Below are 23,290 nucleotides of genomic sequence, written 5' to 3'. Positions count from 1 at the left end.
ACATTCGTGCATCCGCACAAAAGTTCAAGTGCGCTTCTTCAACGGTTGAACACCCTCCCGGGCGCACAGCGGACACACACGACAAATCTACCACCGGCCCACGCCGGAGCAAGGGCCCCGTGACGGCCGTTCCCGGCGCCTTCGGCACGCCTCTTATGTAGGCTACCGACTCATGAGACAGGATGCGGTGCGGGGCCATCTGGACGGACTGCTGCTGGCCGCGCTCGAACAGGGCCCGCTGCACGGATACGCGATCATCACCGCCGTCCAGCAGCGCAGCGGGGGCGCGCTCGAACTGCGTACGGGCACGATCTACCCGGCGCTGAACCGGCTGGAGCGCGTCGGACTGCTGCACAGCAGCTGGCAGTCGGTCGGCGAACGGCGGAAGCGCTGCTACGAACTCACCGACGCCGGCCGGCGCACCCTCGACCGTGAGCGGACGGCGTGGCGGGAGTTCACCACGGCGATCGGCTCCGTCCTGAATCCCGTCCAGGCGCCCGGAGCCGCGACGTGAGTGCCGCCGGCCCGCGCAGCGATCCCGTCGAGGACTACGTCGCCTCCTTGTCCGCCGCCCTCCACGGCCCGGCGCGGACCAAGGCGCGCATGGTGGCGGAGGTGCGTGAGGGCCTCACGGACGCGGTGTCGGAGCACACCCGCGAAGGGCTGCCTTACCAGCGCGCCGTCAGCCGGGCGGTGCGGGAGTTCGGGACCACGGACGAGCTCGTGGTGAGCTGGCAGCGGGAGCTGACGATCGCTCAGGCGCGGCACACCGCCCGGGCCGTCGCGCTCACCCTCCCCTTCGTGATCGCCTGCTGGTACCTCGTACGGAACGCCGGCCACGGCCGGACCTGGCAGTTGCCGGGCACGGCCCAGGTGATGGTCGCCCATCTCGCCGGTGTCGCGGTCTGCGCCGCGCTGCTCGCCGCGGCGACGCTGGCGGCCACCGGCACGCTCGCCCGGTGGCTGCCGACGCCGGACCGGCTGCCCCTCGTCGTCGCCTGGGCGGGCACCACCGCCAGCGTGGCGATGGCCGTCGCCACGCCGGCGCTCGCCGTCGCGTCGGCGCTGGGCACGAACTGGGCACTGATGGCGTTCGCCGGCGTCCTCGCCGCCGCGTCGCACGCCTCGGTGGCGGGCTCCGCCAGATCCTGCCGCCGGTGCGCCCGGCTGCCCCTCGTGGACCCCTCCGCACCCCGGCGGGGAGACTGACCCCCGCGCCGCCTCACCGGCCGGCGGCCGGCCCCTGGAACAGGGCCTGCCAGTACCAGGTGAAGGGAGGGGCCCACTCGTCGGCGACGCAGCACCAGGAGTCGTCGGGGCGGTACGCCACGACGAACTTGCGCGCCTGCTCGCGCACCGCGCGGTTGTCGTCGATGTCGATCACGTCGACCAGCGGCCCCGCGTCGAGGGCACGGGCGACGGCCTCCTCACCGCGCGCGTGGTCGTCGAGGCTCTTGTCCATGTATTTGCCGACCGGGTTGTTCGTGTAGAAGTAACGGCAGCGTTCCGCGATCAGCGCGAGATAGTACCCGAACGTCTCGGCACTCATCTCGGCGAGCGAATCGACGTTGACGCAGAGATCGAACCGGGCGCTCCCCAGGGATTCCTCTATCTCATCGATGGGAATGAAATCGATCCTGCCGAACTGCTCCTCGGAGAGGACGGTCCGCAGGTATTTCCTGGAGAGCGCCATGGTGGTCGGGATGTCGATGATCGTGTAGGAGACGATGTCCTTGTTCGACATCAGCGTGTGACAGGTGCGGCCGTACCCCGCGCCGATCTCCAGGACGCGCCGGCCGTCGAGGTCGACGTTCTTCTCCATGAATTCGAGATCACTGACGGCCCGCAGGTAGTCCAGGCACACGGGCTCCCCGTCGTACGTGACGGAGTACGGGTGCCCGAACTCCCGCCCCTCGATGCGGCGCAGCCGCTCCCAGCTCTCCGGTCCCAGCCGGCCTGCCAGATTGTGGATGAGCGTCTTCAGATAACGGACACCGTTCGTCCGGACGTCGAAGGAGGTCAGCCGGTAAATCACCTGGCCGCGCTTGAATTCGGCGAGGTCGCCGATCGCCTCCGCGTTGACCTCGTTCTCGCCGATGTATCTCCACAACTCGTTCACCTGCGGCTTCAGGCCCATCGAGTATCTCCTCCGGAATGACGTACGACCTACGGGAGAATAGGACCGGAAATTCCCGGCGACAAGGTTGAACAACGGCCCGGGGGCGTCGGCCTCAAGGGCGGGGAATGTTCCGCAGATCGGCGCGGGCCAGGTCGGGCATCCTGCCGACGCCCCCGTCGAGCACTGTCCGGCCTGCGGCGAAGGCGAATCCCCTGACCTGGGCGGCCGAGATGTGCGGTGGGATCGACAGCGCGTTGGGGTCGGTCACCAGGTCGACCAGGAACGGTCCGTCATGGGCGAGCGCCCGCTTGAGTCCGTCGACGACGTCCCCGGGATGCTCGATGCGCATCGCTTCGACGCCCGCGCCGCGGGCGATCGCCGCGTAGTCCACCGGCTCGTGGTCGGTCTCGTGCTCGGGCAGCCCCTCGACCAGCATCTCCAGCTTCACCATGCCCAGCGAGGAGTTGTTGAAGACGATCGTCTTCACCGGCAGATCGTGCAGTTTCACGGTGAGCAACTCGCCCATCAGCATGCCCAGTCCGCCGTCACCCGACATCGAGATCACCTGGCGGCCGGGGTGGGCGAACTGCGCGCCGATGGCGTGCGGCAGCGCGTTGGCCATCGTGCCGTGCAGGAACGAACCGATCACCCGGCGCCGTCCGTTGGGAGTCACGTAACGCGCCGCCCGGACGTTGGACATACCGGTGTCCACGGTGAACACCGCGTCGTCGGAGGCGAGTTCGTCCAGCACCGCGGTCGCGTACTCAGGATGGATCGGGGTGTGCCGCTCGACGTCGTGGGTGTAGGCGGACACCACCGACTCCAGTGACTTGGCATGCTTGTGCAGCATGCGGTCCAGGTAGGTACGTCCCGCTTCGCCTCGACCAGCGGCAGCACAGCCCGCAGCGTCTCCCGGACGTCGCCGTGGACCCCGATCTCGGTGACGCCCGGCAGGGTCCTCTCGCGGACCCAGTCGCGCTGCCACTCGCTCAGCACGGCCGGCCAGGTGATCGGAACCACGCCCGCTTCGACCATGCGCCGCACGGCCATGTCGTGGGCCTCCTTCGAGACACCGCCCGAAGCGTCGGTGACGGCGAAGACCTCGAACCCCTCGCCCACCGCCTGTATCGCCGGCATCGCCAGACAGATCTCCGTCCAGAGGCCGGCGATGACCAGCTTCTTGCGTCCGGTCGCCTTGACGGCGTCGACGACGCGCTCGTCCTCCCAGGTGTTGATGAAGGTCCGGTTGATCGGCTTCCGCTCCGGGAACACATCTTGCAGGCCCTGGATGACGAGACCCGCCGCGCTCCTCCATGACCGTCGTCAGAACGGTCGGAACGTCGAACACCTTGCCGGCCTTGGCGAGTCCGGTGACGTTGTTGACGATCATCGTCGGCTCGTGGCTGTGCAGATTGGCGAACTGGAACGGCTGATGGTCGATCAGTACGAGAACGCTCTCCTCGGACGTCAGCAGCGCATCGAGTCCGGCCTTGTTCTTGGCGCTCATGGGATCTCTTTCCGAATGCTTGTTGCCTGCGGGAAAAGGGGCACCGCCGATACCGATACCCATGTCGATGCCGTCTTCGGCAATGCAGCCGCACATGTCCTTGGCGACGCCCCTGAGGCCGGGTCGGCCTGACATCACGCCACATCGACCGGCAGAGCCCTCGCATCGGGTCGGCCCCCGCGTCAGCGGCAGTCCGCAACACCGGCGACGGCCCTCGCCAAAACGATTGGTTGATGGATCACCTACATTGATACGCGAAGTCTTGATGCGTCAACCAGCTCGTTTCTCCCGACTCCCTGACCGCCAGTCAGGCAAACGGGGTCACCGTGAAGCCGGCGATCGACGAGTCGGCGACATCGCCCTGCCATAGTTGTTGACCAGTCAACCAGGGCGGCGCATTTCCGTGCAGACGCGGTAAGAGTCCCGACCGGTCAGTCGGGCTGCTTCTTCATGTGCCCGAGTACGCGGTTCGAGATCCGGGCGAGCGTATCGAGTTCCTCCTGGGTGAGGGCGTCAATGAAAAGTCGGCGGACGTGTGCGACGTGCACGGGCGCAGCCTCTTCGATCGCCCTGTAGCCGGCCGGGGTCGCGACGATGAACGCCCCGCGCCCGTCGTCAGGACATTCCTCCCTGGCCACCAGTCCGCGATTCGCCATCCGCCGGACCTGGTGGGACATACGGCTCTTCTCCCACTCCACCATTTTGGCCAGGTCCAGGAAGCGCATCCGTCCCCCACCTCTTTCGGTGAGACTCACCAACACGATGTAGTCGGCGGCGGACATGTGGGAGTCGGCCTGGATCCGGCGGGAAAGTCGCCCGATGAGCGTCTCCTGCATACGGATAAAACTTTCCCAGGCTGCCTTCTGCTCCGGGGTCAGCCAGCGAGGCGTTGCGTTCATCGAAGGAGTGTAACGAAGATGTTGACTACTCATCTATCTCGCAGGCAAGGGCCTTTCGAGGGAACGGCTACGACGCCACCGAAGCCGGCGAGGCGGTCCGCGGCGCCGAAAGCGGTCATGTCGCCGCCGGTCACGGTCGGGAAGCCCGCGCCGCGGGCTTCGCGACACGCTCATGACCTCGACGGCTGCACGACCGGCCGACCGGCCGACTGGCCGACTGGCCGAAGCCACGGCGGTCCTGTGTCCTGTGCGGTGGCCCGGTGGCCCGGGCCACCGGCTCACGCGTCCGACGCCGTTCTGGATGAGGCCGGCGCTTGTGCCGAAACGGTCCGCATCACGATCGCGGCCTGATCCACGGTGTCCACGACTGCGACTCGGCCACCGTCGCCGGGATCGGGGTCCGGCATGACCGATTCCGGGTCGACGAGGTAGACGTCGTGACCGCTCAGCGTCAGCCGACGTGCGACTTCCAGCAGCATGCGCCGTGCCACGTCGTCGATCGAATAGACCCTTGTCAGGTCCAGAGCCACCCTGACTTCCGAAGGCGGGGTGTCGACGACTTCCTTGACGACTCTCTCGGCTCCGGCGAAGCCGATGCCGCCCTGCAGCTGCAGGACCCGGAGCGCGCCGGGCCCGCTGCCCACGACATGGTTGGACCGCACGACCGAAAGCGCAGCGGCGGGAACCTCCATCACGTGCAGGCCCATGTCCGAAGAGAATCGTTCGAACAGTGTCACCCCGCGAACGCTGTTCCCGTGAACGTCCAGGCGTGGTGAGAACGTGGCCATGCCGATCTGTCCGGGGAGCGCGCCGATCAGGCCCCCGGCCACACCGCTCTTCGCCGGAATCCCGACCTGAGTGGTCCAGTCACCGGCGGCGTCATACATTCCGCAGCTGAGCATGACGCTCAGCACCTGACGCACCACCGCTTCAGGCACCACCTGCTCACCCGAGAGGGGATTCGTCCCGCGGTTGGCCAACGTCGCGGCCATCACGGCCAGATCCCGCGTGGTGACGAGCACGGAACACTGGCGGGTGTAGCCGTCCACGACGGCTCCCGCGTCCTCGGTGAGAATGTTGTGGCTGCGGAGCATGTGTGCGATGGCGAGATTGCGGTGCGCGTTCTCGATCTCTGACGCGTATACCGTTTCGTCCGTCTCCAGTCGGCGGCCGGCGAACGCCGAGAGGCCGTGGAGCACGCGCTCCACCCGTCCTGCCGGATTCAGGTCCTCCGCACCGGCCAGTGAGTGAACGGTGATCGCGCCGGCGTTGATCATGGGATTGAGAGGCCGTCCGGTACCGCTTTCGAGCGATATCTCGTTGAACGCCTCCCCGGAAGGCTCGACACCGACCCTGGCGATTACGGAGTCGAATCCACGATCAGCCAGTGCCAGGGCGTACACGAACGGCTTGGAGATCGACTGGATCGTGAACTCGATATCGATGTCACCGGCGCCGTACACCTTTCCGTCGAGCATGGCAAAGGCCGCGCCGAGGTACTTGGGGTCCGCAGCCGCGAGCTCGGGGATGTATCCCGCCGGCTCTCCGGACGTGTCCGGCTCCACATCTGCGAGCACCTCAGCCAGATAGTCCGGAATTATCGGCCGCATTCATCCTCCATGCTTCATCGCGATCCTCATGCTGCGATTCTCACGCTTCACCGAGCGCGGCGCGCGTGATCACTCCTATGTCGTCGGGTACCGGCCGGCGGAGCACACCACCACTCGCGACGAACCCGTCGCCGTGCACCCGCAGACGGCGAGCGAACATCGGGCACAAGGGCACGACGGTGACGTTCTCGCAGATGCCGTCAGCGAGTGCCTTGCTCACCAGAAGCTCGACCAGCTTTCCTCCACCGAAATCCTGGTACACCTCGGTACAGAAGAATATCCGCCCTTCACGCACCTCGGATACGCCGACGAAGTCAGCCGTGCCGACGGGCGTTCCGTCGGCGCGCCCGACGGTGCAGGAGCCGATCGGGTCGGCGAGGTCGAGCTCGACCGTCATGGATGCGTCGATGCCGCCAGTCAATTCCCGAGTCATCCGGCTGCCCTTCTTCGGAGGGCGTCGCGGCGTGGCCGCGGTTTTCCGGCCGGGTCCGAGCCGGATGCCTGCCGCGGGGCCGGCGGGGACCGCCTCGCTCACCGCAGCCCGGATCGCCTGCGCGTGCGAGGGGGCCTCTCCCCGGCCGTCACGGGTCCGGTCTCCGAAACTGTCGACACCGAACTCGATGCGCGAAACGTCCGCCATATCCGCTTTCCGCAGCGCTTTCGCTCGTAGGGGCATGACGGTGTACGGGCGGCCTTGGTTGACACGTAAACCATGTCATCTCATGGTTTACGTGTCAACCAAGGCATGGCATGGCATGGCGGGTACTCGTCCTGCCTGCGCCGCACCAAGGCGCTGGAGGAGGACGGGGTGCTGGCCGATTACCGGGCCGGTCTGGACCGCGAGCGTCTCGGCCCCGGGTTGACGGTGTTCCTCTCTCCCAAGGTCGAGCACTCCCGCACCACCTCCCAGGTGGTCGAAGAGGCACTCGAGGCGATCGCCCACGCGGTCGCGTGCCACGTCATCTCCGGCGACGGCGTCTTCCCCGTCGAACTCGCCGTGCCGGACCTGCGCACCTTCGAGGGAGTGCTCACCGACCAGATCCTGGCCATCGGCCCTGTCCACGACGCCCGCAGCACCTTCTGCATCCGCACCGTCATCGACCGCGGGCCACCACCCCTCACCTCCTGGGCTGCCCCACGCCCGCCTGACGTTCAGCGGCGACAACCTGGTTGATGAGCTCGCCAAGCCCTCGGTGGAAGAGGGCGGTTCCGTGCTTGATGCGGTGCTGCACGGCCTCCGCCTGTCCCGTGGCGGCAGGCCGGCCCGGTGCCACATCTCGTGGCCGGACCCGGCGGTGGGCCGCAGAAGGAAGTCCTGCGGCCCACCGGCAGGTGGAGTGACTCGTGCACACCACTCAGGCGACGCTGATGGCCCCGGTGAGGAGCGCGAAGACGATGTACGCGAGGGAGACAAGGACACCCCAGCGCAGGGCGTGCTTTTGGAAGTCGCCGAGTTCGGCCTTGACGAGCCCGAGCAGGACCCACAGGGGCGCGCTGGTGGGTCCCATCATGTGCAGGATCTGGCCGATGGCGCCGGCGCGCGCGATCTCGTTGGCGGGGATGCCGTAGTGCGCGGCGGATTCGGCCAGGACCGGCACGACACCGAACCAGTAGGCGTCGTTGGACATGAAGAAACCGAGCGGCAGCGCGAGGACGGCGGTGAACAGCGGGATGACGTCGCCCCAGCCCTCGGGGACGATCGACAGGGCCGCGTCGGCCATGGCCTTGATCATGCCGGAGTCGGTCATGATGCCGGTGAACACGCCGGCCGCCAGGACCAGGATCATCACCGGGACCGCGTTGGCCGCCTGGCGCTTGATGAGTTCCTGCTGGTCGCCGATCTCGCGGATGTTGACCAGCAGGGCGATGACGAAGGCGACCATGAAGAGCACCAGGAGATCGGCGACCTCCAGGACGAGCAGCACCATCAGCAGCAGGGTGAGACCTGCGTTGAACCACATGCGCCAGTCGGCGTTGATCGGCTCGAACGCCTCGCCGGAGGCGATCTCCAGCTTGTAGGCGGCCAGCTTCTCGGCGTCGAGCTTGCCGCGTTCACGCAGGCCGAGCCAGTAGGCGACGGCGACGATGGCCAAGCTGGTCAGGGCCATGGGCGCGAGCATGTGGACGAAGTACTCGGTGGCGCTCAGGTGCAGGACGCTGATGCCGCGGGTGGCGGCGCCGCCCCAGGGGGTGGTGCCGGAGATGGTGCCCAGAGCCATCGCGGCGAGCGTGGCGAGGATGAGCGGGTTGATGCCCAGGCGCCGGTAGATGGGCAGGAACGCCGAGCAGACGATCATGTAGCTGGTGGTGCCGTCCCCGTCGAGGGCGACGCACAGGGACAGCACGGCGGTGCCGACGACGATCTTGACCGGGTCGCCCTTGGTGGCGCGGATGATGGCCTGGACGATCGGCTCGAAGAGCTTGACCTCCATCATCAGGCCGAAGTAGAGGACGGCGAACAGCAGCAGGGCGGCGGTGGGCGCGACCGTGTCCAGGCCGTTCATGATCATGTCGCCGAGCTTGCCGCCCTTGCCCGCGATGACGGCGGCGACGATCGGCGTGAGCATGATGGCGGTGAACGCGGAGAGGTACTTGCGCATCACGAGCAGCATGAAGCTGCCCAGTGTGGCGAAGCCGAGGACGGCGAGCATCGTTGCTCCTTGGGGCAGGGCTGTGGGCCGCCGGTCGAGCGGCGGCCCACGACGGCGCGTGAGTCAGTGCGGGGCGGTCTGGACAACGACCGCCGGCACACACAGGGCCGTACTCGGCTCGCGTGACGGATCGGTCATGAGGGCTTGCGGCTCCTGTACGGCGGCTCGGACGGGCGCACGGTCGCGGTGGGCAGCGGCCCGGTGAGGACGTCAGGAGTGCGCCTGGCATGGCTGGGACCTCCGGCGCGGTCGGTCCGGAGAGGCGGATGGCTTGATCCCGCCCACTTCCGGACAACCGGTTAACCGGATTGCCGGTAGGTAACTAGAATCCGGCCATCTCGTCAATACCCGAAGTGACCCGAAGTGAGGATTTCGATGGCCGAACTCGCCAGAATCACGGTCGAGCCGCGCGAGCCCCTGGCCGCCGAGGTCTCCCGCCGCCTGATCGACTACCTGATGTCCGGCGAGGTCCAGCCCGGCGACCGCATTCCCTCGGAACGACGGCTGACCGAGATGCTCGGAGTGAACCGTCCCACCGTGCGCGAGGCCATCAAGTCGCTCGGCTTCCTGGGCCTGCTGGAGATCCGCCAGTCCAGCGGCACCTACTTCCGCGGCACCGACTCCGACGTGCTCTACCGCCTCTTCGAACTGGGTCTGGTCCTGGGCGAGCGGGGCGCCCGCGACATGGTGCGGGCCCGCGCCGAACTGGAGGTGGTCGTCGCCGGCCTGGCCGCCCAAGCGCGTGACGAGGCCGGCGTCGAACTGCTGCGGGCCCGGCTGACGGCCATGCGGGAATGCCCGGACGAGGAGTTCCCCGAGGCGGACACCGCCTTCCACGCCGCCCTGGGCGAACTGGCCGCGAACACGGTGCTGCGGGACATGCTCAAGGGCATGCGCGCGATGGTCCAGCGCGGCTGGGTGGAACGCACCGGCACCGTCCGCCCCCGCGAGGTGGCCTACGCCGACCACGTCCCGATCTACGAGGCGGTCGCCCAGGGTGACGCCGAGGCCGCCCGTGCGGCGATGGCCCGGCACATGGACGGCGCGTCCCGCCGCCTGATGGAGGCACTGGAGCAGCGCGAGAAGTAGCGCGCGCCGCGGGCCGCCGGGCCGCTCCCGGTGTCGCGCGGCCCTCTCCGCCTTCAACCGGTTGACCGGTTGACCGGTTGGATTTACAGTGGCGGCGCGGCATCGCGAGAACACGCTGCCGCCCCTGTCCCGGACCCGCCCCGGCCGTCACGGAACGCTCCCGTGCCGGCCGGAGAAGGCCCGCGGCCGGGACCCGCGCCGGTCCCCGCCTACCGGAAGAGGAAGAACCCGGTGATCACATCCCCACCCCTGGTCGCGATGATCCACGCCGTGCCCGCCGCGCACCGCACCGCCCATGAGGCGTTCGCTCAGCAGTTTCCGCAGGCCACTGTCTGGAACGTGCTGGACGACCGTCTGCTGGTGGATGCCAACGCGGCCGGCGGACTCACCGACGCCTTGCGCCGGCGCATGCTCCGCCTGATCGGGCACGTGATGGACGGCGGCGCCCAGGGCCTGCTGCTGACCTGCTCCTCCTACGGCGAGGTCGTGGACACCGCTCGCACGCTGTGGGACGTGCCCGTGCTGAAGTCCGACGAGTCGATGTTCAAGGCCGCCCTGGCCGGCCCGTACCGGCGCATCGCCGTGGTCGCCTCGGTACCGCCCGCCGTCCCGGCCGCCGTCGCCCAGCTCCAAGCGCTCGTCCCGGCGCTCCGCCCAGGCCGTCCGGTGGACATCGTGACCGCTCTGAGCGAGGACGCCGCCGGCGCCACCGATCCCCGGACGGCCGCCCGTCACCTGGCCGAGGCCCTGCGGGCCGCCGACGGTACCGACGTCGACGCGGTGCTGCTGGCCCAGTACTCGCTCACCCCGGCCCGCGACGCCCTGGCCGACCTGCTGGGCGTGCCGGTGCTGGACGGCGCGGGCACCGCCGCACGGGAACTGCGCGGGCTGCTCCTGCCCGCCGAGCAGCAAGCCGCCCCGGCCCCGGTGGTCACGCCGTGAGCGCCGGGTTGCCCTGGCCGCTGGCCTACACCGTCTCCGGCGACGACTGCTCCACGCCCATGCCGCTGGGTTTTGCCGCACCGCTCGCCGAGGCCGTCGGCCCGTTGGCCGAACTCGGCTACGACGGCGTGGAGGTCCAGGTCCGCGACAGCGGCGCACCGCATGCCGAAGCACTCGCGCGGACCGTTGAGGCCGCCGGTCTGAAGGTGCTGGGCATCGGCACCGGACCGATCTGCGCCCAGGACCGCCTGACACTGACCGACCCCTCTCCGGACGTCCGCCGGCACGCCCTGTTCCGTCTGCTGGGCGCGGCCCGCCTCGCCGGTGAACTCGGCGTGCCGCTCATCCTCGGGCAGACCCGCGGCACCTTCCTGCCGGGTCTGAAGGACATGCAGCGCCTGTGGGCCGAACGCGCCGTGCAGCACCTGGCCGTAGAGGCGGCCGACCGCGGCAGCCGGCTGCTGCTGGAACCGCAGTCACGCGCCGGCACTTCGCTGTGGAACACCCCGGCCGAGGCCCTCGCCTTCACCGACACGCTCGACGCCCCGGCCCAACTGGTGCTGGACACCCACCACCTCGAAGCCGAAAACGTCGACGTGGTGCGGGCTGTCGCGGACCACGCCCGCGTCACCGGCTGCCTGCAACTCGCGGCGCCCTCGACGCGGGGCCCCCTGACCGTCGACGACCCTCGCCTGCCCGCCCTGTTGACCGCTCTGCGCACCGGCGGTTTCACCGGTTGGCTGACCCTGGAACACACCCAGGACGGCGACAGCGCCAAGGCCGCCGCCCGCTCCTGGACCGCGCTCACCGACGCCGCGGCCGTGCTGTCCTGACCCGTCCCCCCATCCCCCTGTTTCGAGAGGAACCCGCACCATGAGCAGCAAGACCTACCGCCTCGGCGTCCTTGAGGGCGACGGCATCGGCCCCGAGATCGTCCCCTCCTCCGTCGAGATCGCCACCGCCGCCGCCCGGGCCGCCGGCGTCTCCGTCGACTGGGTGGCCCTGCCGCTGGGCGCCGCCGCCATCGACACCCACAACACCCCGGTCCCCGAGGAGACCAAGGAGGCCCTGGCCGGCCTGGACGGCTGGTACCTCGGCCCGCACGACTCGGTGTCCTACCCCGAGCCGCACAAGTCCGCCCTCAACCCGTCGGGCACCCTGCGCAAGCACTTCCAGCTCTTCGCCAACATCCGCCCCGCCAAGTCCTTCCCCGGCGCCAAGGCCGTCTGCGACAACGCCGACCTGGTCATCGTCCGCGAGAACACCGAGGGCTTCTACGCCGACCGCAACACCTTCGCCGGCACCGGTGAGTTCATGCCCACCCCCGACACGGCGATCATGCTGGGCATCATCACCCGTCAGGCCACCGAGCGCGTCGCCCGCGTCGCCTTCGACCTGGCCCGCTCGCGCCGCAGGAAGCTCACCATCGTCCACAAGGCCAACGTCCTCAAGCTCACCACCGGCCTGTTCCGCACGGTGTGCCAGGAAGTCGCCAAGGACTACCCGGACGTCGCCGTGGACGACTTCCACATCGACGCCATGACCGTCCACCTGGTGCGCCGCGCCCAGGACTTCGACGTCATCGTCACCGAGAACATGTTCGGCGACATCCTCTCCGACCTGGCCGGCGAGATCTCCGGCTCGCTGGGCACCGCCCCCTCCATCAACTCCTCCGCCACCACCGCCATGGCCCAGGCGTCCCACGGCTCCGCCCCCGACATCGCCGGGCAGAACATCGCCAACCCGGTCGCCATGATCCTCTCCGGCGCCATGCTCTTCGAGTGGCTCGGCGCCAAGCACGGCGACGCGAAGCTCGCCACCGTCGCGAAGATCATCGACAGGGGTGTGGCCGACGCGATCGCCGCCGGCACCGCCACCCGCGATCTGGGCGGCTCCGCCTCCACCAGCGAGTTCACCGCCGCCGTCATCAAGGCCATCGGCGCCGGCCAGAACTGACCCGCTCCGGGGCGGGCCACTCCCCGTCCGCCCGCCCCGGCCCCCGCTCCCAGTCCGCACGCCCGAGGAGACACCCCCGACCATGACCCTGCGCATCGGCTGCATAGCCGACGACTTCACCGGCGGCACCGACGTCGCCGCGGCCTTCCGGCGGGCGGGCCTGCGCACCGCCCTGGTCTTCGGCGCCCCGGACGACACCACCGTGCTGCCGCCCGACTGCGACGCCGCCGTGGTCGCCCTCAAGTCCCGCTCCACCCCCGCCGACGAGGCCGTCGCCGACTCGCTGGCCGCCCAGCGCTGGCTGTGGGCCAGGGGCGCGGCCCAGGTCTACTTCAAGTACTGCTCCACCTTCGACTCCACCCCGCACGGCAACATCGGCCCGGTCACCGACGCCCTGATGGACGCCGCCGGTGCCACTGTCGCCCTGCACTGCCCGGCCTCCCCGCCCAACGGCCGCACCGTCTACCGGGGCCACCTGTTCGTCCACGACCAGCTGCTGTCCGACTCGGCGCTGCGCCACCACCCCCTCAACCCGATGACGGACTCCGCGCTGGTGCGGCTGCTGTCCGCGCAGACCCCGCACCAGGCCGCCCTCATCGACTGGGGCACGGTGCGCCAGGGCGTCGAGGCCGTCCGCGACGCCGTCGTCGCCCACCAGCAGGCCGGTATCCGGCACATCGTCGCCGACGCCCTGACCGACGACGACCTGGCCGTGCTCGGCGCCGCCGCACTCGAACTGCCCGTCGTCGCCGGGGCCGCGGGCCTGGCCGAGGGAATCGGACACGCCTACCCCGCCACCGCAGCAGCCACCGCAGCAGCCATCGCCGAACCACAACCGTCCCAGGGACGTGCCGCCGTGCTGGCCGGCAGCTGCTCCGCCCGCACCCTGGAACAGATCGCCCAGTTCTACGCCGCCGGTCTGCCCTCCCTGCACCTCGACGTCCTCGCCGCCGCCACCGGCCGCGACGTCACCGGCGAGGCACTGGCCTGGTACGCGGAACAGGACCCCGGCCTGCCCGTCCTGATCTACGCCTCCGCCTCACCCGAGGAACTCGCCGCCGTCCAGGCCCGGCTCGGTGTCGCCGAAGCCGCCGCACAGGTCGAGGAACTCCTCGGCACCCTCGCCTCCCACCTCGTCGAGCGCGGTGTACGCCGGCTACTCGTCGCGGGCGGAGAGACCTCCGGCGCCGTCACCACCGCCCTCGGCGTCCGCGCCGTCCTGGTCGGCGCGGAGGCCGACCCCGGCGTGCCCTGGACCTACGCCACCACCGAGAACGGCGACCTCGCCCTGATGCTCAAGTCCGGCAACTTCGGCGCACCCGACCTGTTCACCCGCGCCCTCACCACCACGGCCGGGGAGACCGAATGAGCGCCTGCACGAACGAGCCGACCGCCCGCGCGCTCGTCGTCCGCACCGCACGCTCGCTGTTCACCCGCGGCCTGACCCACGGCTCCACCGGCAACCTCTCCGTCCGCCTTTCCGACGGGAGCCTGCTGCTCACGCCCACCGGATCCAGCCTCGGCACCGTCGAGGAGGGCGAGCTGTCCCGCACCGACCTGGGCGGCCGTCACCTCGACGGCCCCCGGCCCACCAAGGAGGCGTTCCTGCACGCCGCCTTCTACCGGGCCCGGCCGGATGCCCACGCGGTGGTGCACCTGCACTCCACCCATGCCGCCGCCGTCTCCTGCCTCGACGGACTCGACCCCGGCAACGCGCTGCCCCCGCTCACCGCGTACTACGCCATGCGCGTCGGAACCCTCCCCCTGCTGCCCTACCACGCCCCCGGCGACAGCACCCTGGAACCACTGGCCGAGCGCACCGCCAGGGACCACCACGCCGTGCTCCTCGCCAACCACGGCCCGGTCATCGCCGGTGCGTCACTGGAGCAGGCCGCCGACGCCATCGAGGAACTGGAGGAGACCGCCAAACTCCACCTCCTCCTGCAAGGCCACGCCACCCGTCCCCTCACTCCCGAGCAGGCTGCCGCGCTCGCCCCCACATCCCCCTGACGGCCGGATGAGCCGCGAGCGCGGCAGTCACCACAGTGAAGGAACCCCCATGACAGTCGCCCCCGTCCCCACCGCCGACCTCGTCGACCAGTACGGCACCGCACTGCGCGTCTGTGACCTGCAATTCTGCCGGTTCGGCGGACACCGCGGCTTCGCCGGACCCGTGCGCACCGTCTCCTGCCACGAGGACAACGGCCTGCTGCGCGACCTGCTGCGCACCCCGGGCGACGGAGCCGTCCTCGTCGTCGACGGAGCCGGTTCCCTGCGCACCGCCCTGGTCGGCGACCTCATCGCGGGCGCCGCCCAGGACAACGGCTGGGCCGGCCTGGTCCTGCACGGTGCTGTCCGCGACAGCGTCGCCCTGGCCGGTCTCCGCCTCGGCATCAAGGCACTGGGCACCATCCCGCGCAAGAGCGCCAAGGACGCGGCCGGAGCCGTGGACGTCCCCGTCACCTTCGGCGGCGTCACCTTCCGCCCCGGCGACATCCTGCACGCCGACGACGACGGCATCGCCCTCCTTCCCGACCGCACCTGACCACATGATCGGGTGGCCAGTACTTTTGAAAACCTTCGGCTGGTCGTTCGCGGTCACCGCGCTCGGCCTGGTCGCAGCGGCCCTCCACGGGGGCACCTCGGCGTGCTGCGCGCCCCGCGATCCCTTCCCGCAACGACTGTCCTCACCCGCTGACGCCGGTCAAGGAACACCGGTCCCCAACCGGTCCCCAACTGGCCCCAGAAATGATCAAGGGGCGGTTTCGGATCCCTCCGAAACCGCCCCTGACCTGCGACTCGTACGAGTCGGGACGACAGGATTTGAACCTGCGACCCCTTGACCCCCAGTCAAGTGCGCTACCAAGCTGCGCCACGTCCCGATGCGCCCCGTCGCGGTGAACCGCGTGATCGCGCGAACAGAACCCTACCGCACACCGGGGCCTGCTCCGAAGACGGCGGGGCAGGGCGCACAATCGGTGCATGAGCAGCACTTCTGGCGACAGGCGGGACCGGGACACGGAGGGGCGGGCGCGCAACGCACGGCCCCGGGACGGGCTCGGGCGGCCCCTGCCGTACGGGGCGGACGGGGTGGAGCGGCAGCCCGAAGGGGTGGTGCGCACGCCCGGGGACACGGTCACCGAGGCGCAGGCGCTGCTGGAGGCGGGCAAGCCGTTCCACGCGCACGAGGTCTTCGAGGACGCCTGGAAGGCGGGCCCCGACGAGGAGCGGGCTCTGTGGCGGGGCCTCGCCCAGCTCGCGGTGGGGCTCACGCACGCGGCCCGGGGGAACGTGACGGGCGGCGCGCGGCTGCTGCGGCGGGGGGCCGGGGCGGTCGAGGAGTGGGGCGCGGACCGCGGGACACCGCGTCCGCACGGGCTGGACCTGTCCGAACTCGCTTCCTGGGCGCGTGAGCTGGCGGACGTCGTGGAGCGGGACGCCGCGCCCGTGGACGCTCGGGCGTGGGCACCGCGGCTGCGCGGGGACCGGTCCTGAGCCCTCCGGGCCACCCGGGCCGTCTCCGGGCCGCTCGGACGGGTGCGGTGACCTGACGCCGGACGCGGTGACCGGGCGCCCGGTGCCGTGCGGCAGACTCGGGGCGTGCGAAAGATTCATGTCATCGGAATCGGTGCGGGCGACCCCGACCAACTGACCCTGCAGGCGGTCAAGGCGCTGCGGAGCACGGACGTGTTCTTCATCCTGGACAAGGGCGAGGTGAAGTCGGACCTGGTCCGGCTGCGCCGTGACATCCTCGACGCGCACCTGCCGCGGGGGTCGTACCGGACGGTGGAGGCGCGCGACCCGGAGCGCGACCGGGCCGCCGGGGGCGCGGGCTACTCCCCCGCCGTCGGCGACTGGCGCAGCGCCCGCGCCGGGATCTACGAGCGGCTGATCGCCGAGGAGCTGGACGAGGACGGGACCGGGGCCTTCCTCGTCTGGGGCGACCCCTCCCTGTACGACAGCACGCTGGGCATCCTGGAGGAGATCCTGGAGCGGGGCGTCGTGGCGTTCGACCACGACGTCGTGCCCGGCATCAGCAGCGTCTCCTCCCTGGTCGCCCGTCACCGCACCGGCCTGAACCGCGTGGCGCGCCCCGTGCAGATCACCACGGGCCGCCGGCTGGCCGAGGGCTTCCCGGAGGGCGTCGACGACGTGGTCGTCATGCTCGACGCCCACCAGACGTTCCAGCGGTACGCCGGTTCCGGCCAGGACATCGACATCTACTGGGGCGCCTACCTGGGCACCCCCGACGAGATCCTCGCCTCCGGCCCCCTGGCGGAGACGGCCCCCCGCATCGTCGAGCTCCGCGCCGAGGCCCGCGAGCGCAAGGGCTGGATCATGGACACGTACCTGCTCCGCAGGCATCCGCGGGACCGGGACGCTCCCGGAACTCCCGGAACCACGGGCACTCCCGAAGCGGACTGACCCGGGCCCGCGCGGACCGGGCGGGCCGCGGCGGCGGCCCGCGCCCCCCGTGCGGACGGACCCCGCATGCGCGCCCCGTCCGCCGGTGTGAAGCTGACGGGTGTGACGACCACCGACACCGCCGGACCGCCCGCCGTGGAGGCACCCGCCACGCAGCCCCCCGTGCTGGACAGGCGCCGCCGCAACGTCGTCTTCGCGACGATCGTGCTCGGCATGCTGCTGGCCGCGCTGGACCAGACGATCGTGGGCACGGCGCTGCCGACGATCGTGTCGGACCTGGGCGGCGCGGAGCACATGTCGTGGGTGGTCACCAGCTATCTGCTGGCGGAGACCGTCGCCACGGTGCTCGTCGGCAAGTTCGGTGACCTGTTCGGCCGCAAGGTGGTCTTCCAGGTGTCGGCGGTCGTCTTCATCACCGGTTCCTTCCTGTGCGGCCTGGCCTCGAACATGCTGCTGCTGATCGCCTGGCGGGCCATGCAGGGCATCGGCGCGGGCGGTCTGATGGTCACCGCGATGGCCCTGATCGCCGACGTCATCCCGCTGCGGGAACGCGGCAAGTACCAGGGCGCGATCGGCGCGGTGTTCGGCGTCGCCACCGTGATCGGCCCCCTGCTCGGCGGCCTCTTCACCGACCACCTCACCTGGCGCTGGGCGTTCTACGTCAACGTGCCCATCGCGATCCTCGTCGTGGTGGCCGCGGCCCGCACGATCCCGGTGGTGAAGTCGGCGTCCCGGCCCGTCGTCGACTACCTCGGTATCGCCCTCGTCGCGACCGGCGCCAGCGCGCTGATCCTGGCGACGAGCTGGGGCGGCAACGAGTACGCCTGGGGCTCGCCCGTCATCATCGGCCTCTTCGCCGGTGGTGTGCTGGCACTGGCAGCGTTCTGCCTGGTCGAGACCCGTGCGGCCGAGCCCATGCTGCCGATGCGCCTGTTCGGCAACCCCGTCTTCACGGTGTGCTCGATCCTCAGTTTCATCGTGGGTTTCGCGATGCTCGGCGCGCTGACGTTCCTGCCGACGTACCTGCAGTACGTGGACGGCGACTCGGCCACCGTCTCCGGCGTACGCACCCTGCCCATGGTCGTCGGCCTGCTCATCGCCTCCGTGTTCAGCGGCAGCGTGGTCAGCAGGACCGGGCGCTACCGGATCTTCCCCATCGTCGGGTCGCTGGTGATGGGCGTCGGTCTCTACCTGCTCTCCCTGATGGGCAGCGGGACCAGCGCCTGGCTCGCCTCCCTCTACATGTTCGTGCTCGGTGCGGGGATCGGGCTGTGCATGCAGGTCCTCACCATCGCCGTGCAGAACACCGTCGAGTACTCCGACCTGGGCACCGCGACGTCCGGCGTCACCTTCTTCCGTACGCTGGGCAGCTCCTTCGGCACCGCGGTCTTCGGGACGATCTACGCCAACACGCTGACGCCGAACCTGCGGGGCGGGGTCGCCGAGGCGGTCCGGGGCGGCGGCACCGACCCCGCGGCCGTCGGCAGGGCAGCGACCAGTCCGGAAGGGCTGCACGACCTGCCGCCTGCGACCGCCGCGCCCCTCGTGAGGGCGTACGCGGAGACGCTCCAGACCGTCTTCCTGTGGACCGTGCCCGTGGCGCTGCTGGGTTTCCTGGTCGCCCTGTTCCTCAAGCAGGTGCAGCTGCGCGACAGCGCGCGGATGGGGTCCACCGACCTGGGCGAGGGGTTCGCGACCCCCTCGGCGGCCGGCAGCCGGCAGCGGCTGGAGACCTCGGTCGGGAAGATCATCGGTGGTACGCGGACCGACACCATGCGGCGGATCGTCGTCGGGGCGGACACCCGGCTGGACATCGCGGGGGCCTGGGCGGTGATGCAGGTCGAGCTGTTCACCCGGATGGTGGGTCATGCGAGCCTCACGCTGATCGCCGCCCGCCGCCGCCTGCCCCCGGAGGTCCTGGTGCCGGTCTTCCAGCGCATGGTCGAGGAGGGCTACCTCACCCGCGAGGGCACCCTCTTCTCCCACACGGACGCCGGGGCGCGCGAGGCCCGGGTCATCGGCGAGGCGTGGGCCGGCTGGCTGGCCGACCGGGTCGAACAGGACCTCGGCCGCCCCTCGGGGGCGGAGCTGCGCGTGGCCGTGGACAGCATCGCCAAGCGGCTGCTGGTGGAGGACCTCGACCGGGACGTCCCGGCGCAGCCGGGGCAGAAGGTCCCGGCCGGGGCCGGGCGGTGACCTCGGCTCCGTCCCCGTCCCCGTCGTCGTCGGTGCGGGACCGGCCGGCATGTGCGATCCGCCGGGCGACGTGATGAGGCTGCGGGTCCGTCCGGGCTGGGCGCGCAGTTCCCCGCGCTCCTTGCGGGGCGCCTCCCACGGGGCGCCCTTCGGCGGGCGTGCCGTTCAGCGTAGGAGCAGTTGGATTCCGCCCAGCACCGTCGCCGCGATCACCAGGCGCTCGAACAGGCGTTGGTCGATCCGGTCGACCGCCCACTTGCCGAGGAGCGCGCCCGGCAGGACGAAGGCCACCAGGGCCGCGTCCAGCAGCAGGGAGCGGCCGTCGATCAGGCCGAGGCCGACGCTGAAAGGGACCTTGGAGACGTTGACGATCAGGAAGAAGAAGGCGGAGGTGCCGAGGAAGCCGAGCTTGCGGAAGCCCGCGGAGAGGAGGTACATCGACATCACCGGGCCGCCCGCGTTGGCGACCATCGTGGTGAAGCCGCCCAGCACCCCGTAGGAGCGGGCCTTGAGCCGGCCGGCCCGCGTGGTCACCGGGTCCGGTCCCCCGTCCGCCTCCGCGCCGGCCCCGCGCCGCCGCCACACGGTGACGCCGGCCATCAGCAGCAGGATCACGCCGATCGACGTCCGCACCGTCCCGTCGCCGGCCCCCCTCAGGAACACCGTGCCGAGGACCACCCCGGCGGCGACCGCCGGGAACAGCTTCCACAGCGTCGGCCAGTGCGCGTGCCGCCGGTAGGTGAGCACGGCGAGCACGTCCCCGGCGATCAGGACGGGCAGCAGTACCCCCGTGGACGCCTTGGCCGGCAGGACCGCCGCGAAGATCGCGAGACTGACCGTGTTGGCCCCGCTCACGGCGGTCTTGGAGAAGCCGACCAGCAGGGCGGCGGCGGCGAGGGCGGCGAACTCCCAGGGGGTTATGTGCCAGAGCGTCATCGTGTCCATTCGGGGACCGATGCTATGCCGCCCGTCCGGCCCTGTCAGGGGCGTCTCGCCAGGTGAGCCCTGCCGCCGCCACCGGTCGCACACTCCGGACCGCCCTCCCTGCGGGGCCCCGCGGGAGTGTTTTCGCCGATCCGCCGCGGGCACTCGGACGGGCGCGGACCGACGGACCGACGGACGGACGAAAGGGACACCCGATGGCCGACGCCCTCGAACTCGACGCGCTGTGGGACGAGTTCCATCGCGTGGTGAACATGACCTCGCAGGAACTGGACGCCTGGTTGCGGGTGAACGAGGCGTCGGAGGAATCGGTCCCGCCGCCCGAGCACGAGGGCTCGCCCACCGGCGAGCTCGTGCTGGCCATCCTGCAGAAGCGCCGCGCCGACCTCACCGAGGACGACCTCGACGTGATGTACGAGGTCGTGGACACCGTCACGGCCGAGACGGACCGCGGGAACGCGCCGGAGCACGGGGCCGGGTCCGGGGCCGGTTCCGAGGCCGAGGAGGCCCGTCGCCGCAAGCGGCTGATGACGCTGGGCCACGACCCCACCAGGCCGCCGGCGTGAGCGGCGGGGCGGCGGGCGTCCTCGCGGACCTGCTCGCCGGACACGGCCGTACGTTCGCCGAGGAGGCGGGCATCCGGCTGCGGGACACACCGCAGCCGCTGTACCGCACCCTGGTCATGGCCTGTCTGCTCGGTGCCCGCATCCGGGGGTCCGTCGCCCTCGCCACCACCCGCGCCCTGTACGACGCGGGGCTGCGCGATCCCCGCCGGACGGCCGGGGCGACGTGGCAGGAGCGGGTCGACGCGCTGGGCCGGGGCGGCTACCGGCGCTACGACGAGCGCACGGCGACCCAGCTCGGGGACGGCGCCCGGCTGTTGCTGGACCGGTGGGGAGGCGATCCGCGCCGGATGCGCGGGGCGGCGGACGGCGACCTGGACGAACTGCGGCGCCTGCTGCGCGAGATGCCGGGGCTCGGCCCCGCGGGTGTGGACATCTTCCTGCGGGAGGTGCAGCGGGTCTGGCCCGAGGTGGCGCCCCACCTCGACGCGAAGGCGCTGCAGGGCGCGGCCCGGCTCGGCCTGCCCGGGGAGCCGGAACGGCTGCTGGAGCTCGCCGGGGACACGGAACCCGCCGTCCTGGCGGCGGCGCTGGTGCGGGCGGCACTCGACAAGTCCGTCGTGGAGGACTGTCTGCGCCGCGCGCGGGAGACGTGACAGGCGCGGGGAACGCGACAGACGCGGGGAACGCGACAGACGCGCTCCCGGAGCCCGCCGGTCGTCGCCCGGCGCGGCGGCCACCCGCCTTCCGCCCGGGGCGGCCGCGGGCCCCCGCCGTCCGGACGGGTCCGGGGCCGCGGGGAGCGTGTGACGCTCACAGACCGGACCCCCCGGTCTCCAGGCCGTCGACGAAGGTCGCCACCACGTCGATGTCGCCGATGCGCGAGACCTCGACGCGCTGCGGGTCGTCGCCCAGGACGACCAGGTCCGCGCGCTTGCCCGGCGTGAGACTGCCCGCGCTGTCCTCCCAGTGGCAGGCGAAGGCGCCGGCCACCGTGTAGGCACGCAGGGCCTCCTCTACGGTGACGCCCTCGTCCGGGCCGATGACCCGGCCCGACGCGGAGGCCCGCTCGACCATGAACTGGACGGCCCTGAGCGGCGAACCGTCCGCGACGGGCCGGTCGGAGCTGCCGACCAGCGTGATGCCGTGGTCGAGGAACCCCCTGCCCCGGTACAGCCAGGGCGCCCGCTCCTCCCCCATGATCGCGGCGTAGTCGTCGCCGAAGTACCGCAGGAAGTTCGGCTGGACCACGGCCGCCACGCCCAGGTCGGCGAAGCGGCCGAGCTGGTCGGGCCGGACCAGGCCCGCGTGCTCGACGCGGTGCCGGGCGCCCGGCCGCGGGCGCAGGCGCTGTGCCCGCTCCAGGGCGTCCAGGGCCAGATCGACCGCCTGGTCGCCGATGGCGTGGACGGCGAGCTGCCAGCCCGCGAGGTGGCCGTCGACGATCGTCCGCGTGAGGGTTTCCGGATCGTCCTGCAACCGGCCCGTGTGGTCGAGTCCTTCGTAGGGGCGGCTGAGGGCGGCGGTACGGGCCATCATGCCGCCGTCGGTGTAGACCTTCAGCGCGCCGACGGAGAGCCGGTCGCCGCCGAACCCCGTCCGCAGGCCGAGGTCGAGCGCGCGGGGAATGCCGTCGTCGTCGTGGGCCGCGACCGGGCGCAGCCGGTCGGCGGACACCATGAGCTGCACCCGCAGGGGCAGCTTGCCCTCGTCGCCCGCGCGCTGGTACGCGCCCAGCTCGACCGGGCTGTGCCCGAACAGGGCGCCGCCGATGCCGGCCTCGGCACAGCCGGTGATGCCTTCGGCCAGGCAGGCGTGCGCGGCACGTCCGATCGCGTCCGCCAGTTCCCGCTGCGAGTAGGGCGGCCGCAGGGCCCGTGCGGCCCCCATGTCGCCCTCGGCGAGGAAGCCGTCCCCGTCGGCGAGTCCGGGCGGCAGCAGGTCCAGTACGGCGGTGTTGACCATGCAGCCGTGCCCGGAGTCGTGCATCAGGAACACCTTGCGCCCGGCACTGACCCCGTCCAGCTCGGCGGCGGTCAGATGGCGGCCGAGGCCCCGCTGGTCGTACCCCACCAGGTTCGCCCAGCCGCCCGCCGGTGTGCGGGCCGCCGCCTCGGCCACCGCGGCCAGGACGTCGTCCACCGACCGGCACGGTGCCACGGTCGGCGTGGCCGCTTTGAGACCGGTCCAGGCCAGGTGGACGTGGGCGTCGATGAATCCGGGCAGCACGGTGGCGCCCTGGAGGTCGACGACCCTGCGGGCGGGCAGGGCGGCGACCTCCTCGTCCAGACCCACGATCCGGCCCCGCCAGACGCCCAGCTCGCGGGCGATCGGCCGGTCGGGGTCCATGGTGCGGAAACGGGCGTTGATCAGTCTCGTGGAGAGCATCGC

Annotated in this window: 22 protein-coding genes, 1 tRNA gene and 2 pseudogenes; 15 read left to right on the top strand and 10 right to left on the bottom strand. The window is 71.1% G+C overall.

Annotation, left to right across the window (positions count from 1 at the left end):
- Positions 1-172 precede the first annotated feature (172 nt).
- Complete coding sequence (locus KM933_RS08660; RefSeq protein WP_221349863.1) at positions 173-514, top strand: PadR family transcriptional regulator; 342 nt, start codon at positions 173-175, stop codon at positions 512-514.
- Positions 511-1,209 (top strand): permease prefix domain 1-containing protein, encoded by a 699-nt coding sequence (locus KM933_RS08655; RefSeq protein ID WP_221349861.1) that lies wholly within the window; start codon positions 511-513, stop codon positions 1,207-1,209. The genes KM933_RS08660 and KM933_RS08655 overlap by 4 nt, the downstream gene beginning before the upstream one ends.
- A gap of 13 nt (positions 1,210-1,222) precedes the next feature.
- On the opposite strand, the gene KM933_RS08650 is transcribed toward KM933_RS08655, so the two are convergent.
- The 6 genes and pseudogenes from KM933_RS08650 to KM933_RS08625 all read right to left on the bottom strand — a co-directional run bounded on the left by KM933_RS08650 (position 1,223) and on the right by KM933_RS08625 (position 6,775).
- Entirely contained in the window at positions 1,223-2,137 is a 915-nt protein-coding gene (locus KM933_RS08650) for a putative sugar O-methyltransferase (RefSeq protein ID WP_221349859.1), read from the bottom strand.
- A 94-nt stretch (positions 2,138-2,231) separates the two neighbouring features.
- Positions 2,232-3,058 (bottom strand): annotated as a pseudogene (locus KM933_RS08645) (thiamine pyrophosphate-dependent enzyme); the annotation flags it as partial.
- Positions 3,053-3,626, bottom strand: a pseudogene (locus tag KM933_RS08640) (hydrolase); the annotation flags it as partial. The pseudogenes KM933_RS08645 and KM933_RS08640, both read right to left, overlap by 6 nt.
- Before the next feature lie 431 nt (positions 3,627-4,057).
- Positions 4,058-4,525 carry a MarR family winged helix-turn-helix transcriptional regulator gene (locus tag KM933_RS08635; RefSeq protein ID WP_221349857.1) on the bottom strand — a complete coding sequence of 156 codons (468 nt, stop codon included), beginning with the start codon at positions 4,523-4,525 and terminating at the stop codon, positions 4,058-4,060.
- Between the two features lie 278 nt (positions 4,526-4,803).
- Complete coding sequence (locus KM933_RS08630; RefSeq protein WP_221349855.1) at positions 4,804-6,135, bottom strand: glutaminase; 1,332 nt, start codon at positions 6,133-6,135, stop codon at positions 4,804-4,806.
- A gap of 40 nt (positions 6,136-6,175) precedes the next feature.
- On the bottom strand, positions 6,176-6,775 hold the full coding sequence (locus KM933_RS08625; protein ID WP_221349853.1) for a GNAT family protein: 600 nt from the start codon (positions 6,773-6,775) through the stop codon (positions 6,176-6,178).
- 105 nt (positions 6,776-6,880) lie between these two features.
- Between KM933_RS08625 and KM933_RS08620 the strand changes: the two genes are divergently transcribed.
- Positions 6,881-7,309, top strand: coding sequence for an Lrp/AsnC family transcriptional regulator (locus KM933_RS08620; protein WP_260333250.1), 429 nt, complete (start codon positions 6,881-6,883; stop codon positions 7,307-7,309).
- Positions 7,310-7,490: 181 nt separating this feature from the next.
- On the opposite strand, the gene KM933_RS08615 is transcribed toward KM933_RS08620, so the two are convergent.
- The gene (locus KM933_RS08615; protein WP_221349849.1) at positions 7,491-8,786 is read right to left on the bottom strand and encodes a CitMHS family transporter; all 1,296 of its coding nucleotides are present in this window, start codon (positions 8,784-8,786) and stop codon (positions 7,491-7,493) included.
- A gap of 375 nt (positions 8,787-9,161) precedes the next feature.
- Here KM933_RS08615 and KM933_RS08610 point away from each other — a divergent pair, with 375 nt between their 5' ends.
- The 7 genes from KM933_RS08610 to rraA all read left to right on the top strand — a co-directional run bounded on the left by KM933_RS08610 (position 9,162) and on the right by rraA (position 15,318).
- Positions 9,162-9,875, top strand: a complete 714-nt coding sequence (locus KM933_RS08610) for a FadR/GntR family transcriptional regulator (protein ID WP_221349847.1) — start codon at positions 9,162-9,164, stop codon at positions 9,873-9,875.
- Between the two features lie 231 nt (positions 9,876-10,106).
- Positions 10,107-10,817 (top strand): aspartate/glutamate racemase family protein, encoded by a 711-nt coding sequence (locus KM933_RS08605; RefSeq protein ID WP_221349845.1) that lies wholly within the window; start codon positions 10,107-10,109, stop codon positions 10,815-10,817.
- A complete protein-coding gene (locus tag KM933_RS08600) occupies positions 10,814-11,650 on the top strand; it encodes a sugar phosphate isomerase/epimerase family protein (RefSeq protein ID WP_308013307.1) in 837 nt (278 codons plus the stop codon). Before KM933_RS08605 ends, KM933_RS08600 begins: the two co-directional genes overlap by 4 nt.
- A gap of 40 nt (positions 11,651-11,690) precedes the next feature.
- The gene (locus KM933_RS08595; protein ID WP_221349843.1) at positions 11,691-12,773 is read left to right on the top strand and encodes an isocitrate/isopropylmalate dehydrogenase family protein; all 1,083 of its coding nucleotides are present in this window, start codon (positions 11,691-11,693) and stop codon (positions 12,771-12,773) included.
- An 82-nt stretch (positions 12,774-12,855) separates the two neighbouring features.
- Positions 12,856-14,142 carry a 3-oxo-tetronate kinase gene (gene otnK / locus KM933_RS08590; RefSeq protein ID WP_221349841.1) on the top strand — a complete coding sequence of 429 codons (1,287 nt, stop codon included), beginning with the start codon at positions 12,856-12,858 and terminating at the stop codon, positions 14,140-14,142.
- Positions 14,139-14,783, top strand: coding sequence for a 3-oxo-tetronate 4-phosphate decarboxylase (gene otnC / locus KM933_RS08585; RefSeq protein WP_221349839.1), 645 nt, complete (start codon positions 14,139-14,141; stop codon positions 14,781-14,783). The genes otnK and otnC overlap by 4 nt, the downstream gene beginning before the upstream one ends.
- Before the next feature lie 49 nt (positions 14,784-14,832).
- Entirely contained in the window at positions 14,833-15,318 is a 486-nt protein-coding gene (gene rraA / locus KM933_RS08580) for a ribonuclease E activity regulator RraA (RefSeq protein WP_221349837.1), read from the top strand.
- Between the two features lie 263 nt (positions 15,319-15,581).
- On the opposite strand, the gene KM933_RS08575 is transcribed toward rraA, so the two are convergent.
- Positions 15,582-15,655: transfer RNA gene (locus KM933_RS08575), tRNA-Pro, on the bottom strand.
- A gap of 100 nt (positions 15,656-15,755) precedes the next feature.
- Here KM933_RS08575 and KM933_RS08570 point away from each other — a divergent pair.
- The 3 genes from KM933_RS08570 (at position 15,756) to KM933_RS08560 (ending at position 19,394) form a co-directional block, all read left to right on the top strand.
- Positions 15,756-16,268, top strand: a complete 513-nt coding sequence (locus KM933_RS08570; protein ID WP_221349835.1) for a DUF309 domain-containing protein — start codon at positions 15,756-15,758, stop codon at positions 16,266-16,268.
- Positions 16,269-16,373: 105 nt separating this feature from the next.
- Positions 16,374-17,198 (top strand): precorrin-6A synthase (deacetylating), encoded by an 825-nt coding sequence (gene cobF, locus KM933_RS08565; RefSeq protein ID WP_221349833.1) that lies wholly within the window; start codon positions 16,374-16,376, stop codon positions 17,196-17,198.
- A gap of 66 nt (positions 17,199-17,264) precedes the next feature.
- Positions 17,265-19,394, top strand: a complete 2,130-nt coding sequence (locus KM933_RS08560) for an MDR family MFS transporter (protein WP_221349831.1) — start codon at positions 17,265-17,267, stop codon at positions 19,392-19,394.
- Positions 19,395-19,559: 165 nt separating this feature from the next.
- On the opposite strand, the gene KM933_RS08555 is transcribed toward KM933_RS08560, so the two are convergent.
- Positions 19,560-20,339, bottom strand: a complete 780-nt coding sequence (locus KM933_RS08555) for a sulfite exporter TauE/SafE family protein (RefSeq protein ID WP_221349828.1) — start codon at positions 20,337-20,339, stop codon at positions 19,560-19,562.
- A 194-nt stretch (positions 20,340-20,533) separates the two neighbouring features.
- Here KM933_RS08555 and KM933_RS08550 point away from each other — a divergent pair, with 194 nt between their 5' ends.
- Together KM933_RS08550 and KM933_RS08545 are read left to right on the top strand one after the other, a co-directional pair.
- Entirely contained in the window at positions 20,534-20,902 is a 369-nt protein-coding gene (locus KM933_RS08550; protein WP_221349826.1) for a DUF3140 domain-containing protein, read from the top strand.
- Positions 20,899-21,555 carry an HhH-GDP family DNA glycosylase gene (locus KM933_RS08545; protein ID WP_221349824.1) on the top strand — a complete coding sequence of 219 codons (657 nt, stop codon included), beginning with the start codon at positions 20,899-20,901 and terminating at the stop codon, positions 21,553-21,555. Before KM933_RS08550 ends, KM933_RS08545 begins: the two co-directional genes overlap by 4 nt.
- Before the next feature lie 157 nt (positions 21,556-21,712).
- On the opposite strand, the gene KM933_RS08540 is transcribed toward KM933_RS08545, so the two are convergent.
- Positions 21,713-23,287, bottom strand: coding sequence for an amidohydrolase (locus tag KM933_RS08540; protein WP_221349822.1), 1,575 nt, complete (start codon positions 23,285-23,287; stop codon positions 21,713-21,715).
- Positions 23,288-23,290 lie beyond the last annotated feature (3 nt).

The organism is Streptomyces beigongshangae (assembly GCF_019710745.1).
GTDB classification, from domain to species: Bacteria; Actinomycetota; Actinomycetes; order Streptomycetales; family Streptomycetaceae; genus Streptomyces; species Streptomyces beigongshangae.
This window is presented reverse-complemented; position numbering and strand designations above follow the sequence as displayed.